Annotated in this window: 12 protein-coding genes; 5 read left to right on the top strand and 7 right to left on the bottom strand. The window is 71.2% G+C overall.

Annotated features, from left to right (window positions below; all coding sequences use genetic code 11):
- Nucleotides 1-141 precede the first annotated feature (141 nt).
- On the top strand, nt 142-3042 hold the full coding sequence (locus IT355_14475; GenBank protein ID MCC7054471.1) for an AAA family ATPase: 2901 nt from the start codon (nt 142-144) through the stop codon (nt 3040-3042).
- A 31-nt stretch (nt 3043-3073) separates the two neighbouring features.
- Here IT355_14475 and IT355_14470 read toward each other — a convergent pair whose 3' ends face one another.
- The gene (locus tag IT355_14470; protein MCC7054470.1) at nt 3074-3829 is read right to left on the bottom strand and encodes a rhomboid family intramembrane serine protease; all 756 of its coding nucleotides are present in this window, start codon (nt 3827-3829) and stop codon (nt 3074-3076) included.
- 116 nt (nt 3830-3945) lie between these two features.
- Here IT355_14470 and IT355_14465 point away from each other — a divergent pair, with 116 nt between their 5' ends.
- A complete protein-coding gene (locus tag IT355_14465; protein MCC7054469.1) occupies nt 3946-4158 on the top strand; it encodes a hypothetical protein in 213 nt (70 codons plus the stop codon).
- A 222-nt stretch (nt 4159-4380) separates the two neighbouring features.
- Here IT355_14465 and IT355_14460 read toward each other — a convergent pair whose 3' ends face one another.
- The 4 genes from IT355_14460 to IT355_14445 all read right to left on the bottom strand — a co-directional run bounded on the left by IT355_14460 (nt 4381) and on the right by IT355_14445 (nt 8909).
- The gene (locus IT355_14460; protein MCC7054468.1) at nt 4381-5940 is read right to left on the bottom strand and encodes a hypothetical protein; all 1560 of its coding nucleotides are present in this window, start codon (nt 5938-5940) and stop codon (nt 4381-4383) included.
- On the bottom strand, nt 5937-6854 hold the full coding sequence (locus IT355_14455) for an ABC transporter ATP-binding protein (protein MCC7054467.1): 918 nt from the start codon (nt 6852-6854) through the stop codon (nt 5937-5939). Before IT355_14455 ends, IT355_14460 begins: the two co-directional genes overlap by 4 nt.
- Nucleotides 6851-7294, bottom strand: coding sequence for a GntR family transcriptional regulator (locus IT355_14450; GenBank protein MCC7054466.1), 444 nt, complete (start codon nt 7292-7294; stop codon nt 6851-6853). The genes IT355_14455 and IT355_14450 overlap by 4 nt, the downstream gene beginning before the upstream one ends.
- Nucleotides 7295-7529: 235 nt before the next feature.
- Nucleotides 7530-8909: a Gfo/Idh/MocA family oxidoreductase gene (locus IT355_14445; GenBank protein MCC7054465.1), complete on the bottom strand. Its 1380-nt coding sequence runs from the start codon at nt 8907-8909 to the stop codon at nt 7530-7532.
- A gap of 128 nt (nt 8910-9037) precedes the next feature.
- Here IT355_14445 and IT355_14440 point away from each other — a divergent pair, with 128 nt between their 5' ends.
- Complete coding sequence (locus tag IT355_14440; GenBank protein ID MCC7054464.1) at nt 9038-10120, top strand: pyridoxamine 5'-phosphate oxidase family protein; 1083 nt, start codon at nt 9038-9040, stop codon at nt 10118-10120.
- A 31-nt stretch (nt 10121-10151) separates the two neighbouring features.
- Here IT355_14440 and IT355_14435 read toward each other — a convergent pair whose 3' ends face one another.
- Entirely contained in the window at nt 10152-12647 is a 2496-nt protein-coding gene (locus IT355_14435; protein MCC7054463.1) for a glycoside hydrolase family 127 protein, read from the bottom strand.
- A 118-nt stretch (nt 12648-12765) separates the two neighbouring features.
- Here IT355_14435 and IT355_14430 point away from each other — a divergent pair, with 118 nt between their 5' ends.
- Nucleotides 12766-13926, top strand: a complete 1161-nt coding sequence (locus tag IT355_14430; GenBank protein ID MCC7054462.1) for a hypothetical protein — start codon at nt 12766-12768, stop codon at nt 13924-13926.
- A 178-nt stretch (nt 13927-14104) separates the two neighbouring features.
- Entirely contained in the window at nt 14105-14881 is a 777-nt protein-coding gene (locus IT355_14425) for a hypothetical protein (GenBank protein MCC7054461.1), read from the top strand.
- A gap of 141 nt (nt 14882-15022) precedes the next feature.
- Here IT355_14425 and IT355_14420 read toward each other — a convergent pair whose 3' ends face one another.
- On the bottom strand, nt 15023-15415 hold the full coding sequence (locus tag IT355_14420; protein ID MCC7054460.1) for a hypothetical protein: 393 nt from the start codon (nt 15413-15415) through the stop codon (nt 15023-15025).
- Nucleotides 15416-15603: the final 188 nt, after the last annotated feature.

Raw genomic sequence — 15603 nt, 5'->3', positions numbered from 1 at the left:
CGGCGACGGCGGACGGCACGCGGCGGGATGGTACGTCGGCGGGGGCACGGTCGTCAGTCCGGTGCCTGGCTGCGACCGCCCGGACGTCCGGGCGTGTCCACGCATGCCACCCCACGCTCCCCGCCCCGCCCGTTCCTCGCCATGCCTGCCGCACCCAGCGTCTCCTGCGCACCACTGTCCGGACGCCAGGCTGCCTTCGACACCGCCGCCAGCGCCCTCGCGCCGGCGGCGTGCGACGGTGTCGGCACGACGCTCCTGATCGGCGGGGACGCCGGCTCCGGCAAGACGCGACTGGTCGAAACGCTCGCAGGGCAGGCCGCCGCGAGCGGCTTCCGCACCCTCACCGGCACCTGCTTCGACGCCGACCAGGCGCAGCCGTACGCGCCCATCCACGACCTCGTCAGCTCCCTCGCTGCCGTCCGGTCGCCGGCCGCCGCCGCACAGGGGTTCGCACCGGCCGCGGCCGACCTGGTCACCCTCTTCCCATGCCTGCGGCACCTCTTCCCGGACACCGCGCCACTGACCTCACTCGGCCCGGAGGACGACCGGCACCGACTGCGCCTCGCGCTCAGTGCGGCGATCGAGGGGATGGCGCGGGCGGAGCCGCTGCTGCTGGTGCTGGAAGACGTGCACTGGGCCGACGAGGCGACCCTCGAGCTGGTGCAACACCTCGCTCGCCACGTGGCGGGCATGCCGGTGGTGCTGGTGCTCACCTGTCGTGCCGGTAACGCGGGCCCCGCGCTCGCGGCGCTGAAGGGGGAGCTCCGGCGTGCGCCGTCCGCACGCGTGATCACGCTCGACGCACTCGACGTCCGCGAGGTCGGGGCGCTGGTGGAGGCCATGCTCGGTGATGCGCTGCCGCTCGATGCGCAGGTGGCGGACACGCTGCACCGCGTCACGTCGGGGAACCCGTTCTTCGTGCGCGAGGCGGTGGCGGCACTGCGGCTGACCGGCGACCTCGTTGCCGATGACGGGCGCTGGACGCTGGGCGAGACGGCGCGTGTGCCACGGAGCGCGGCCGATGTCGTCGCGCCGCGCGTCGCGATGCTCACCGATGGAGCCCGCCGCGTCGCGCTGCTGGCCGCGGTGGCGGGTCGCCGCCCCGACCTGGCGCTGCTGCAGGCGATCACGGGGTATGACGACGTGACGCTGGCGGCGCGCGTGCAGGAACTCGTCGACACTGACCTCGCGATGCGGCTCCCCGACGGTCGCCTTGCCTTCCGGCACGCGCTGCTCCGCGATGGCCTCCGCGCGCAGCTTGGCAGGCGCGAGGAGCTGGTCCTGCACCGGATGATCGCGCGAGCGCTGGAACTGCGGTCCGGCGAGGATGACCCTGCCGTGGACGTGGCGCTCGCGGCACATGCCTACGCCTGCAACGACTGGGGTGTGGCGCGCCGGTGCAGTGCGCATGCCGCGGAGCGTGCGTGGGCGCTGGGCGCTGCACGCGAGACGCTCCACCACCTCGACCGCGTCGTCAGTGCCACCGTCCGCGCCGACGACGCCCCAACCGCCGCCGTGCTCGCGTCACGCGCCCGTGCGCACGAGGCCCTCGGCCAGTTCGACGATGCCCACACCGACTTTGCCGCGTCGGTGGACACGGCCCGCGCGACCGGCGACCGCCATGCGCTGTGGGCTGCGCTGCACGCCCTTGGCGGGCTCTGGGCGACGCGCGACTACGAGCGCGCCGGCCAGTACCGGCGGGACGCGCTGGCCCTGGCCCGCGCGATCGAGGATCCTGCGCTGGTGGCCCGAAGCCTGAACCGCATCGGCACCTGGTACGTGAGCCGCGAGGATCCTGCCTCCGGCATCCCGCATCACCAGGAGGCGCTGGCACTTTTCGACCGCATCGGTGACACGCGCCGCGTGGCGGAGACGGTGGAGCTGCTGGCGATGGCGCACCACATCGCCGGGTTCGCGATCGAGGCGGCCGAGCTGTATGCGCGGTGCATCGTGCTGCACACGCAGCTGGCGGACCGGCGCGGCGTGGCCGGGGCGATGGCCATGCTCGCCGTGTGCGGTCCGAGCCATCACTCGTCGGCGGCCGAGGTGGCGGTGAGCGGGCATGCGGGCGAGCTGCTGGTGCACGAGCGCGCCATTGCGCTCGCCACCGGCATCGGCTGGCGTGGTGGCGAGGTGCGGGGACGCTACCTCGCGGCGGACTGCCTGGCCTGGCGCGGGGAGTACTCGCGTGCGCTGCAGCTGGCGCGCGAGGCGCTCGCGATGGCCGGCGACCTGGCGAATCCCGAGTGGCAGTGTGGTGCGCTGCGCGTGCTGGGCGTGATCTCGCTCGAGCTCTGCGCGCTGGACGATGCGGTGGAGCAACTCCACGCGGCGCACGAGATCGCGCGCGGGATCGCCTCGGCCACGTGGACGCGCTGGACCGGGGCTCCGCTGGCCATCGCGCTGGTGCGGGCGGGCCGGCGCACCGAGGCGGTGGCAGTGCTCGACATCGTGGACCACAGTGTGCGACGCCCGCACGGCAACACCGCCTTCCCCGACGACACCCTCGGCACGCGTGCGCTGGCCATCGCGCGGGCGGAGCATGCGCTGGCCCGCGACGATGGCACGGCGGTCCTGGCGCTCCTGCCGCGCGACGCGTTCCGGAAGGTCCCGCGCGCCCAGCTCCTCCGCGCGCAGGCGCACCTTGCGCTCGGTGATGTCGCGCTGGCGGTCGATGCACTCGATGCGGCCGAAACGGAGGCGCAGCGGCAGGGCGCTGCACCGCTACTCTGGCGGATCGAGGCCGTGCGGGGCTCGATCGCGCTGCACGAGAAGCAGCGCGCTGCGGCGCGACTCGCCTTCGAGGGAGCGCGCTCCATCGCGGCGCGGCTGGCCGGGGCCCTCGACGCCACCGAGCTGGCGCAGTCGCTGCTCGCCGGGCTCGACCTGGTGGCGCCGGACGCGCGCGTGCGCCAGACGGAGGCGTCCGTGTCGCGTCGGGTCGCACGCCCGCCGACGGCGGCACCGAGACCGAAATCGAAGGCGAAAGCGAAAGCGAAGGCGAAGGCGAAGGCGCGGACTGGGTCAGGGCGGCGCGGCTGACCCGGGCCGCGGCGGCTGGACGAGCTGGAGGCTAGGCCTTCGGGGTGAAGTGTCCGAGGAACTGCCGCTCCTGCACGCTCAGGCTGCGTTCACCGGTGGCCTTGATCTTGTCGACGATGCGCTGGACCTCGCCGCGATTCAGTTCGTGCACGCTGGTGAGGTCGATGGCGTTCCAGTCGCCGATCGGGATGGCGTGTGGCGCCGGTCCCTCCACCTTCTTCACCCACTGTTCCTTCGGCAGGGACTTCTGGATGGCGAGCAGGTAGAAGAAGGCACCGACGTAGCCGCCGAGGTGGGCGAAGTGGGCCGTGCTGCCGCCGCCGGAGAGCCCGCCGAAGACGGAGATGACGGTCATGATCAGCACCAGCAGCCGTGCCTCCACCGGGATCACGCCCCAGATGAAGATGCGCTCGCGCGGGAAGAACTTGGCGAAGGCGAGCTGCACGCCGAAGATCGCGCCCGAGGCGCCGACGATGGGCGAGTACGGGGTGAAGACGAGCGAGAGGAGGCCGCCGCTGATGCCGGCGATGAGGTAGAGGGTGATGAACCGGGTGCCGCCGAGTCGCAGCTCGACGCGCGGCCCGAAGATGTAGAGCGCCAGCATGTTGAACGCGATGTGCGAGAACCCCATGGTGCTGTGCGCGAACATGTAGGTGAGGATCGTCCACGGGCGCTGCAGCAGCAGGGCGGGGACCAGCGCCAGCTGTCCGGTGGCCCCCTTGAGGGAGAGCTGCAGGAAGTAGACGAGGATGTTGGCGATCAGAAGCCGGGAGACCCAGGGTGTCATGCCGTACATTAACGGAATCGCGGGCGGGCGATCACCGGCCGGATGGTCGGGCCGCGCCGATCTGCGCCGGCGTGTCACGGTGGCCTGGTGCCGTCGCGTCGCTTCCCCGTGGTCCAGTGGCGGTCTTCTCCATGCGCATCACGATCATCGTCGAATCCGACCGGCCGGAGGCGCTGGCGTGCGTGGATGCCTGGATGGCGCGGTGGCGGGAGCGGCTGGCGTCGTGCAGCGACAACCGTGGGTGCGGGTGCTGCGTGCACATCTGGGAGGTGGAGGCGCCGGACGAGGCGGTGGCCGAGCTGCCGGCGGCGGTGTGGTCGGTGGGGTGAATCCGGTCCGCGCGCGTGGGAACGGTACCGCTGTTGGCGGGTCGCGCAGAGGGCAAACGACTCAGAGTCAGGCCCCCTGGCCTGACTCTGAGTCGTTCTTTACACTCGTGCACATCCGGGAGGTGGACGCACCGGCGGAGACGGTGGGGAACTGCCCGGGGAGGTGTGGTCGGCGCGTGAGTGAGCCGTGTGCACGGGGACGGGGATCGTGAACACCCCGCGTCAGGGCGGCGTGATCTCCGCCACCGCGCGCACGCGGACGGCGCTCCGGAACACGGGCGCGCCGACGATGACCTGCGCACTGTCCAGCCAGGCGTTGGTGACGGGTGGGCGGGCGACGCTCCACACCGCGGGCCGCAGCGTCCACACCACCTGCGCGGCTGTGAAGCCGGGCATCCCGAGGCTGTTGGGATAGCCCTCGACGCCGCTGCGCAGCGGCAGCAACTGCCGTCCATCGCCGGAGAGCAGCGCAAAGCGGAGCTGCAGGTGGTTGAGGCCATTGGGCAGTGGCCAGGGCGACTCGTCGCGACCGCCCAGCATCAGCCAGCGTTCGCCGAGGTGGATGCGCGGCCCCGCCGTGTCACCGCTCGCGCCCGAGAGCCGCACCGTGCGCACGCGCCCGTCGGCGAGCGCCGCCCGCTGGCCGCGCGTGGGAAAACGGTCGATCTCGTGCACGTCGTACGTCTCGAGCCGTCCCTCGACGATGAACCGTGCGACGCCGTGCACCTCCCGGCGTGCGCGCGTGCTGTTGTTGACCCAGACGGCGGCGTAGCGCGTGATTGCAGCGGGCGCGGGCTGGCCGCCGATCACGACCGGCGTGCCGGCGCGTAGCGTCACGCCTCCCATATGGCCGTCGGCCCGCTCGAGCGCGCGAGGCCCGGTGATCTCGAGCTGTTCACGTGTGCCGTCCCGCAGCTCCGCGATGACGACGCCATCGTGCAGCACCCGCAGGCGACCGTGATCGTCATCGGTGGTGGTGAGGGCGATCTCGAGGCGATCCTCGGTCACGGGATCCCAGTGCGCCTGTGCACGGACCGACGCCACGTCCAGGCCGTGCGACGAGAGTGGGCCGGCGTAGATCTCACGCGCGACCATCAGGCCCGGCGCCGTCAGCGCGAGACCGACGGCGGTCTGCAGCGTGCGAGAGGCCTCACGCACGCGGTACAGGCGCACCAGTGCCCAGACGAGTGCGCCTGCTGCCAGCAGCCACGCCGCATGCGGCACGGCATTCGCGATCCGATGACCGAAGTCGACCGCTGCGGTGGACCGTCGAGCGATGATGGCTGCCCATGACCCGAAACTCAGGTAGAGGCTCGTCACGATGATGAAGTGCGGCCGGCCCCCACGCGAGAGGCCGAAACCCAGCCCAACCGAAGTGAGCGCGAGCATTGCGCCGAGCAGGCGTGGCATCGTCGCGATGATGCTCGGGATGCTCGCGCCCCACACCTGCGAGAGCGCGACGAATGTGCCGGTGACGAGCGCCATCGTCGTCACGATCGCCAGCAGCTTGGATGCCGCCACCGCTGACGGTTCAAGCGGCAGTGTGCCCCAGAACTCCAGCGGCGTCGCGGGGTTGTCCGAGAAGACGACCGCCAGCGTGACCGCCGGCGCCGCGTACAGGAACAGCATGCCGGGGACGATGCCGCCCATCCCGAGGTCTACCCCGCCAGGCAACGCGAGACTGGCGTTGATCAGCGCAGCCACCGCCACCAGAAGGTACAGCGCCCAGAGATTCCGGCAGTCCTTCCGGAACACATGCCACACCTGTCCGCGCCACGTCATGCCGACGCTCGCCGTTCGGCCGGCAACTCCCGCCGCGCCAGTGTGGTGAAGAGCTCCCGCACCGACGGCTCCTGCACCTGCACGTCCGCGCCGGGAAACCGCGCCCGCAGCATCTCCGGGTGCAGCGGAACCACGCTCGCGTCGGCAAGGAACGACAACCGTCGCGCGCTGCGTTCCACGCCAAGCCATGCACGCTCGTCCCCACCGGCATCGAGCACCGCACCCGTCGCGCTCACGGTCACGCGCTGGAACCGTTCGCGCAGCGCATCCATCGCACCGCTCACCACCATCCGCCCGCCGGCGATGATGCCGAGGTGGTCGATCATCGTCTCCAGCTCGGCCAGGTCGTGCGAGGCGACCAGCACCGTCGTGCCGGCGTCGGTGGCCGCCCCGAGCAGCCCGCGCACGAGGTCATCGCGCACCAGCGCATCCATGCCGGTGAAGGGCTCGTCCATCACCAGCAGGCGCGGCCTCGCGGCCAGCGCGCAGAGCAGTGCCGCCTTCATCTGCGATCCGCGCGAGAGGACGCTGACGCGCTGCGATGGGTCGAGCGAGAAGCGTTCCAGCAGCGCCTGCAGCAGCGCCGCATCCCAGCGGCGGTGCAGCGGCGCGACGTAGTCCAGCACCGCACGCAACGTCATCCGCTGCGGCAGCTTCACCGCCTCGGCCACGTAGCTCAGCACACCGGCCACGATCGGGCTGTCGGCGAGCACCGGCTTACCGAAGACCTCGATGCGGCCGGCCGACGGCACGCGCAAGCCGGCGCAGCATTGCAGCAGCGTGGACTTGCCGGCACCGTTGACGCCGATCAACCCGTAGATCGCGCCGGTGGGGACCGCCAGGTCCAGCGCATGCAGCGCATCGGTGCCGCGCTTGTAGTGGTACGAGCAGCCCGCGACGTCGATGGCGTTCATGCGCGCCGCCGGGCCGCGCTCGTGCCACTGCGTGCCTGCGGCACCGGACGCGCGCCCTCGTCGCCGAAGAGTCGACCCCACTGCGCGTCGACGGCATCGTGCAGGTCGGCCACATCCACGCCCAGCCGGCGCGCCTCCACCAGCAGTGCCTCGACCCCCGCCGCCAGCAACCGACGGCGCTCGTCGGCATGGCCCTTCGGCGCCCGCGCCACCAGCGTGCCCACGCCCGGCTGCACCACGAGCAGGCCGTCGCGCACCAGCTCCGCCACCACTTTCTGCGCCGTGTTCGGATTGATCTTGAGCGCCTGACTGAGTTCCCGCACCGACGGGAACGCATCGCCCGGCACCAGCACGCCGCCGAGGATGGCCTTGGTGGCGGCGTAGACGACCTGCCGGTACGGCGAGTCGCCGGGGGCGATGCTGACGTCGAAGGGGAGCATGTGGTGTACTATATGATCTAGTACACACAAGGTGTCAAGCGATCCCGAAACGCACCCCTCGGCGCGCCCGGTCGCGGCGGCGTTCGCGCTACGAATTCGATGATGCCGCGCGCTTTTGCTGACGGGTTGGGACCGGCTGCCAGAGGGAAATGACTCAGAGTCCCGCACCAGCATTTCACTCTGAGTCCTTGTGAAGGAGTCCTTGTGAAGGCGCACAAATCCCGCCCCCCTGACCTCACACCGTCGGCAGCACGTACCCGTTCTGGTACCGCGCCCCGATCATCGCGTTCGCCTCGGCGTCCCCCGTGAACCGCCCGGCGGCCGCATCCCAGTGCACCTTCCGCCCCGTCCGCAGCGCAATGTTGCCCATCGAGGCGTTGATCGCCGCCACGCTCCCGGTGTCGATGCCGCACGCCAGCCCCGACGCATCGTTCTTCCGGATCGCCTCCACGAAGTTCAGCGTGTGCCGGTCCAGGATCTCCTCGTTGTTGTACTGCATCGGCAACGCCGGCGTCCGGTACCCGCGGACGCCATCCACCGTCACCACCTCGGGCAGCACTTCCCACCCGCCGCGGTTCACCACCAGCGTGCCGTTGTTGCCCACGAACGCGATCCCCTCGGGCCGCCCGTACGGCCCGCCGTCGATGCCCGTGGCGTGCTCCCACAACATCGTGAAGCCGTCGTACTCGAACACCGCCTGCAGCGTGTCCGGCGTCTCGCTGGCATCGTCGGGATACGCGAACTTGCCACCGCTCGCCACCACCGACTTCGGCGCGCTGACGTTCATCGCATAGAGCGCGATGTCGATCTCGTGCACCCCCCAGTCGGTCATCAGGCCGCCGGCATAGTCCCAGAACCAGCGGAAGTTGAAGTGGAAGCGGTTGGGGTTGAACGGCCGCTTCGGCGCGGGGCCCAGCCACATGGCGTAGTTCACCCCCGCCGGCGGCGCGCTGTCCGGCTGCACCGCCACGGGCTTCATCCACCCCTGGTACGCCCACACCTTCACCACCCGGATCTTCCCCAGCTTCCCCGAGCGCACGTACTCGATCGCGTTCGCGTAGTGCGTGCCGCTGCGCTGCCACTGGCCCACCTGCACCATCTTCCCGTAGCGACGCGTCGCCGCCTGCATCACCTGGCACTCCTCGATCGTGTGCGCGATGGGCTTCTCCACGTACACATGCTTGCCCGCCGCCAGCGACTCCACCATCGCCAGGCAGTGCCAGTGGTCGGGCGTGCCGACGATCACCGCATCGATGTCCTTCGACTCGAGCATCTTCCGGTAGTCGTCATACGTGCGCGGCACGGTGCCCTTCAGCTTGCGCGCATCCTCGGAACGCTGCGTGAGCACGCTGCGGTCCACGTCGGCCAGTGCCACGAGGTTCACGCCGGGGATCTTCAGGTGCGAGCGCGCATCGCTCCAGCCCATGCCCTTGGCGCCGATCACGGCCAGGTTGACCTGGTCCGACGGTGCCACGCGACGCTGGCCGCCCTGGGCCTGCGCGGCCGGCGGCAGGGCGGCGCCGAGCGTGGCGCCGGTCACGGCGGCGGCCGACTGCTTGATGAAGGTGCGACGGGAGGAAGCCACGACGGTGCTCTCGGCTGAGGAGTCGGTCACGCTGAGGGGAGCGGGGAAACGATCCGGGGCGGGACGGCGATAGTCAATGCATGGGCAGGGCACGGCGCCGGCGTATCTTGCGTCGGGTTTCCCGCCTGGCTCCTCACGGGGTTTCCGCACCGGTCCACATGCGTCGCTTCCTCTCCGGCCTCTGCGCCGCCGTCATCGCACCCGCACTGCTCGCGCTCCCGACGCGCGTCGCGGCCCAGCGCGGCCGCCCCGCCCCCGACTCGGCCACCCGCGCGGCGGTGGACTCGTTCGTGGTCACGATGCGCGACATGGCGGCGTGGGCCGTGCAGACGCCGGCGGCACACATCCCCGTCGGCGGCCTGCTCGATGCCGCGGGCAACGTGTCGTCGGTGGTCGGCAGCGGCAAGGAAGAGCCGTACACACGCGAGCCGGCGCTGGTGGAGTTCCGCACACTGCTCGGCGCCGCGGGTCGTACGCAGCGCAGCCCGGCGATCGGACTGGGCTACCGCATCCGGCGCACCACGCCGTCCGGTCCGCAGGCCGACGCCATCATGGTGGAGTTCGAGCATCGCAGCGGGTATCGCGCGAACGTGATCTTCCCGTTCACACGCACCGAGGCGGGTGACGTGGTCTTCGAGACGGAGCAGTTCATGGCCGGAACTCTGCGCGAGCTCGCGCCGAAGCGTGACGTGGCAGCCGTCACGCGCACGCGGCCACTCGTCGTACCTCCTGCAGCGGCCGAGGGCGACTTCCAGGTCATCACCAGCGGCACCACGCGCCTCGAGCAGGTCGCGCGCCTCATCGTGCGGGCTGCGCCGTACCCCACCTTCATCACCACCGACGCCACCGGGCGCCCGCAGGCGCGCACCGTGCAGCCGCTGGCGCCCGACAGCACGTGGACCGTCTGGTTCGCCACCAACCCGCGCACCCGCAAGGTGACCGAGATCCAGCGTGACCCGCGCGTGGTGCTGCACTACTTCGACCAGGCCACGCTGAGCTACGTCTCGCTCATCGGCCGCGCCCGCGTGGTGCGCGACCGCGCCACCAAGGCCGCGCACTGGACGCCCGCCTGGGACGCGTTCTATCCCGACCGTGACGCCAGCGTGGTGCTCATCGCCGTCCAGGCCGAGCAGCTGGAGGTCGTGAGCTCCACGCTCGGCGTGAGTGGCGACTCGGCCACGTGGCGGCCGCCGACCCTGCGCGTGCAGCCAACCCGTCCCGTGCGGGCACGCCCGCGCTGACGGGCGATGCTGGCGCGCCCCGCACCGCCGATCAGGGGGCGATGGTCCGCAGCTCGAACACCGGCGCGATCTTCCCGCCGCTGGCGGCCTCCAGCCTGAACGTCACCGTCGCCTTGCCGCGCGTGATCGCATCGGGCAGCGGATACCGCACGCGGTAGAACCCGGCGCGCGCATGATCGGGCGCATAGTGCGCCACCAGCGTGCCGTCGCCCGTGATGTCGAACGGGCCAAGCGGCGCCGGCAAGCCCGGCTCCACGAAGTAGGTGGCGACGAGCTCCGTCGGCTTCGTCGCGCTCACCGGCAGCGTGAAGCTCATCCACCCCGCGCCGTTGCGCTGCGTGCGCCCCTCGCTGCGCGCAACCGGGCGCGTGTCCGGGTCGCTGCGGTACGACGCGGCGCTCTCGCTGGCCGTGTCACCCAGCACCACGAAGCCCACCGTCGCAGCCAGCACCGCTGCCTCGGCCTCGCGCGCTGCGGTCATCGCGGCAACACGCGCGTCGTACTGTGCGGGCGTCACCACGTCGAAGTACACCGCGTAGCGCTTGCCGTGCGTGCGGTGGAAGGGTGCCAGCGTCAGCGCGGCGGCGGCGCCGGTCGCGAAGGGCACCCGGGTCACGCCGCGTGTGCGGAAGTCACCGGTCGGGGTCACCGGCTCCAGCAGCGCCTCGGGCGCGCGGGTGTCGCTCACCAGCATCGGCACCACGCTGGCCGGCGTCGTCTGCGCGCTGTTGTCGGTGTCGGGATGCCGCGGGCCGTGGTCGGCCGCCAGCGCCAGCGGGCCCCACATGATCGCGCTCACGGTGGGGTCGTCCGGCGTGGGCTCCAGCCGCAGCGCCTTCGGCAGCGACAGCGTGACCAGGTCGCCCACGCGCCACTGGCGCGTGATGCGCACGTAGCTGCTGGACGGCTCGGTGGACTCATTGCCGGGACCGCCTGCGCGCCCACCCGCCACCAGGTCCGTCAGTGACGCCAGCGGCGGCTGGGGCAGCGGCGTGCCGTTCACCGCGATCGTGAAGCCGTCTCCCGCCCACCACGGACGCCGCACCATCAGCGTGAAGGTGGCCGGCGCCGGCAGCGTGACCCGGATCGTGGCGCTGTCCCCATCGGGAAATGACGTCGTGAGGTCCATTCGCGCGCCCTTCACCGTCGTGCGTGCACTCGACGGCACGAACTGGTTCAGCCACACCGTGTCGTCGGACTCGTACCACACGCCGTGCGCGTGCAGGGCGTGGCTCTCCATGCCGCTCCCGACGCAGCAGGTGAAGTCGCGCTGCATGTCCTGGTACTCCTGCTGCTCGGCGCGGCCCACCGGCACCATGTACGACATGCGCCCGTCCGACGGGTCCATCGAGGCGAGGATGTGGTTGAACAGCGCGCGCTCATGGAAGTCGGCGTACGACGCGTCCGGCCGGAACGCGAACAGCCGCCGCGTCAGCTTCAGCATGTTGTACACGTTGCATGTCTCGGCCGCGCGCCCGTCCACCCGCGCGGCGAGATGGTCCGGCTGCCCGAAGTACTCGTTCAGCCCATGGCCGCCGGTGGCGTAGCTGTGGTGGCGTACCACCCGGTCCCAGAAGAACGACGCCGCGATCAGGTCGTCGGCATCGCCGGTGTAGCCGTAGCGGCCGGCCGAGCCGATCAGCTTCGGGATCTGGCAGTTGCCATGCTTGCCCGTGAGGTTGTCCTGGTGCCGCCGCATCGGGTCGATCACGGCGTGGTGCTCGAATCGCCGCGAGAGCGCCAGCCAGCGCGCCTCGCCGGTGTCGGCGTAGAGGTCCACCAGCACCTCGTTCATGCCACCGAACTCGGTGTTCAGCATCCGCTGCACCTGGGCGTCGTCCATCGGGGCCAGCACCCCCTCGGCCCAGGCCGCGAAGCCCACCTCGAGCTGCAGCGCGCGCGCGTTGCCGGCGTGCCGGTACGCATCGCGCAGGCCGGCGAACGTCTTGTGCAGCGTGTACCAGGGCGACCAGAGCCCGTTGAGGTCGAACGACGCGGCGCGGATGTCGCCCGTCGACACCGCCGCGAACGCCTCCCGCAGCCCGCCGATCGCACCGAGGTAGCCATCGCGGTTGGCCTGCTGCACGAGGTCCAGCTCCTGCACGATGTAGTTCGCACGGTCCAGGAATCGCCGGTCACCTGTCGCCTCGTACATCAGCGACACACCGGAGAGATGATGCCCCGCGATGTGGCCGGTCAGGTTCTTGCCGTCGCCATCCCACCCGGTGTACGGCTCGGCGCGTGCGGCGAGGCCGGCGCGGGTGCGGTAGTACGCCAGCATCCGGTCCGGCTCGAGCGCGAGCAGGTATTTCGCCGTCACCTGCTGGGCGGCGAGCAGCGGACCGCCGGTGAGGCGCACGCGGTCCAGCGGCACCGGGCGGGCACGCTGGAGACGGCGTTCCGTCTCCTTCGGTGTGGCCCCGGCGCTGGGCGGTGTGACCGCACGCGCGTCGGCCGCCGCCGGCAGGGCGAGCGCGGCCGCGGTGGTGGCCGTGGCCTTCAGGAACGTGCGGCGATCGTGGGACATGGCCGGAGTGGCGAAGGTACGCGGTCGGGAACCCCGGCGAAGCATTCCCGCGGTGCCGGGCCCTGACAAGTCGCGACACGCCGGACGCGCGCGCCGGTCCGCGTGGCATACTTCCGCGATGAAGACCACCCCCCCGATCCCCCGCTGCCTGCGCCTGCCACGGGCACTACGCCCCGGTGTCGTCGTCCTCTCGCTGCTGCCCTGTGTCACGGCGACGGCGCAGGCACCCGACCGCTCGTGGATGTTCGGCCCGTTCGACAAGCCACGATCGGTGAACCCGGTGATTTCGCCGAGCCCCGCCGCCACCCTGCGCTCGCCCATGACCGACAGCGTGGTGCAGTGGGAGGCGTACGCCACCTTCAACCCGGCCGCGGTGGTACGGAACGGGCGTGTCTTCCTGCTCTACCGGGCCGAAGACGCCACCGGTGCGGCGCAGATCGGTGGGCACACGTCACGGCTCGGGCTGGCCGAGAGTGCGGACGGGCTCCGTTTCACTCGCCGGCCGCTCCCCGTGCTGCAGCCGGACCGTGATGCGCAGGCGCGATACGAGTGGACGGGCGGCGTGGAGGACCCGCGCCTCGTCGAGTCGGAAGACGGGCGCTACATCCTGACCTACACACAGTGGAATGGCGACGTGCCGCGCCTCGCGGTCGCGACCTCGACCGACCTGGTGACCTGGCAGAAGCATGGGCCGGCGTTCGCGAAGGCCGCAGACGGCCGGTTCCTGCGCACCGAGAGCAAGTCCGGGGCGATCCTCGTGCGGCAGGTCGGCGACCGGCTCGTGGCCACCCGCGTGAACGGCCGGTACTGGATGTACTTCAACGTGCCGCACATCCAGGTCGCCACGTCGGACAACCTGATCGACTGGACGCCGCTTCAGGACGATGACGGCAACGCCCTCCGGGTGCTCTCGCCGCGCGCCGGCTACTTCGACTCCTGGCTGGTGGAGGCGGGGCCGCCGGCCATCCTCACCGACCGCGGGATCGTGCTCCTCTACAACGCCGGCAACCTGGGCACCAACGGCGATCCCTCCTTGCCGAAGCGGATCTACACCGGCGGGCAGGCGCTCTACGATGCCCGGAATCCCATCCGCCTGCTCGATCGCGCCGACACGCCCTTCATCCGGCCCACCGAGGACTACGAGAAGACCGGACAGTATGTGGAAGGGACGACCTTCACCGAGGCGCTGATCCCGTTCCGGGGACAGTGGCTTCTGTACTACGGCACGGCCGACTCGCGGGTCGGGGTGGCCGTCTCGCGGCCGGCCAGGACGCCGTAGCAAGCACAGTAAATCCCGAAAAGTGAGACTTGCGGGCTCAGATTTCGGGATTTGGGCCCTGCCAGCCTCTTTCCCTCCTCGAGACACCACATAGATTAGAGACTTCTTACTCGTCATCACCCGATCAGGTGAGCGGGCCGCAGGTGCTGCAGCCCGCAAACGAACCGGATCCGACGCCATGTCCTCGCTCCTCAACGAAGCCGCGAGCCTCCTCACCCCCGAGTTCGTACAGGGTGCGGCGCACGCGTTCGGGGTGCCACCCGACGGCATGCGGAAGGCCCTGGCCGCCGCCCTGCCGACGGTGCTTGGCACCGCCGCGGACCGGAGCGCCGACGCGGCGTTCATGCGCGAGTTCCTGCAGTCCGCGACCCACGCCGCCAACGCGGGTGAGGCGTCGACGGCCGCGGCCGGGCTCGCGGAATCGCTGGCCAACGGCGGGCGCTCCTTCCTGCTCGAACTGGGCCACGACACCGCCGTGACGCTCCTCGGCGGATCGGGCGATGCCATCGCCGGGATGGTCGGGCGGATGGCGGATGACGGCGAGGCAGGCGCTGGAATCGTGGACGTCACGGCAGGGCTGGCCCTGAGCCTGATCGGCAACCGGGTTCGCAGCGAAGGCCTCGATGCAGCGGCGCTCGCCGGCCTGCTCGCGGCCGAGAAGGAGCGCTTGATGCGCGCGGTGCCGGGACCCATCGGCGGGTTACTGCAGATCAGCCAATTCGCCAACCGCAGCCCTGCGGCGGGGCGGACTCCCACCCCGACCCCCACCCGCAATCCGCGCCTGCCAGCCCCCGTGATGCCGCTCTCCGCCGCGGCAACGGTCGGGAGCGCGATGCCTTTCGTTGCCGGCATCATCCTCGGCCTCGCGGTGCTCGCGTGGCTCTACCTGAAGCGCCCCGAGCCCATGTCGACCGCCACGCGGGCATCCCTCGCCGGCGTCGTGCCGCGGCCCTGAGGCCGGTCCGCGTCACGCCGCCATCGGCGGCCTGACGGCGCCTGTCGCACGCCTGTCGAGGGTCGCGGTCGTGCAGGCCGCTGGCTCCGTAGGTGATTCACCTGGCGCACCGCCCCGCGGCGCCGGAAGCACGGCGCTGACTCAGCGGGCCGCGCACAGCGCATCGTACGCCACCGACGTCATCGATCCACCCATCACCGTGCCGAACGCCGGCTGGCCGCTCCGGCTGTGGCTGGCCACGCGTCGCCAGAGGGTGTCGGCGTAGTACCAGTTCTCGAGGATCTTCACCTGGCGCGCGGAGCAGTCCAGCGTGAGCCGCGTGCGTGAGCTCCACCAGTCGCCACCCGGCGCGCGGACCGCCTTCGCGAACTTCACGCGCACCACGCCGTCGACCAGTGGCGACTGGCGACGCACGGATCGCGGTTCCACGAGCACGGGATTCCCGGCGGCGGTCCGACCGATCTCACGCGGCGCCTGCGCCCCTGCAGCGGCGGCGAGGAGCACGAGTGCGGCGGCGAACATGATGTGTCGCATATGGTTGCGTGATGATATGAACGTTCTCATGAACACCCCCCCGGACATGGAATGGGTGCCGTGCCACAGCCTGTCCCACGGACTGCGCCGGCGCAAGGTCAGCGTGCTCTCATGATGGGCCGTGGCCATTCAGGTCACGTGGCGCACGACCGAGAATCAGGACACGACCCGCGCATTCCTGCGCGACC

This window comes from Gemmatimonadaceae bacterium (assembly GCA_020851035.1).
GTDB lineage: Bacteria > Gemmatimonadota > Gemmatimonadetes > Gemmatimonadales > Gemmatimonadaceae > JACMLX01.
Note: the sequence above shows the minus strand (reverse complement) of the source record. Positions and strands in the feature narration are given on the sequence as shown.

Coding starts and splice junctions, on each gene's coding strand:
- IT355_14475 (MCC7054471.1), top strand. CDS start 142: ATGCCTGCCGCACCCAGCGTCTCCTGCGCACCACTGTCCGGACGCCAG.
- IT355_14470 (MCC7054470.1), bottom strand. CDS start 3,829: ATGACACCCTGGGTCTCCCGGCTTCTGATCGCCAACATCCTCGTCTAC.
- IT355_14460 (MCC7054468.1), bottom strand. CDS start 5,940: ATGACGTGGCGCGGACAGGTGTGGCATGTGTTCCGGAAGGACTGCCGG.
- IT355_14455 (MCC7054467.1), bottom strand. CDS start 6,854: ATGAACGCCATCGACGTCGCGGGCTGCTCGTACCACTACAAGCGCGGC.
- IT355_14450 (MCC7054466.1), bottom strand. CDS start 7,294: ATGCTCCCCTTCGACGTCAGCATCGCCCCCGGCGACTCGCCGTACCGG.
- IT355_14440 (MCC7054464.1), top strand. CDS start 9,038: ATGCGTCGCTTCCTCTCCGGCCTCTGCGCCGCCGTCATCGCACCCGCA.
- IT355_14435 (MCC7054463.1), bottom strand. CDS start 12,647: ATGTCCCACGATCGCCGCACGTTCCTGAAGGCCACGGCCACCACCGCG.
- IT355_14430 (MCC7054462.1), top strand. CDS start 12,766: ATGAAGACCACCCCCCCGATCCCCCGCTGCCTGCGCCTGCCACGGGCA.
- IT355_14425 (MCC7054461.1), top strand. CDS start 14,105: ATGTCCTCGCTCCTCAACGAAGCCGCGAGCCTCCTCACCCCCGAGTTC.
- IT355_14420 (MCC7054460.1), bottom strand. CDS start 15,415: ATGCGACACATCATGTTCGCCGCCGCACTCGTGCTCCTCGCCGCCGCT.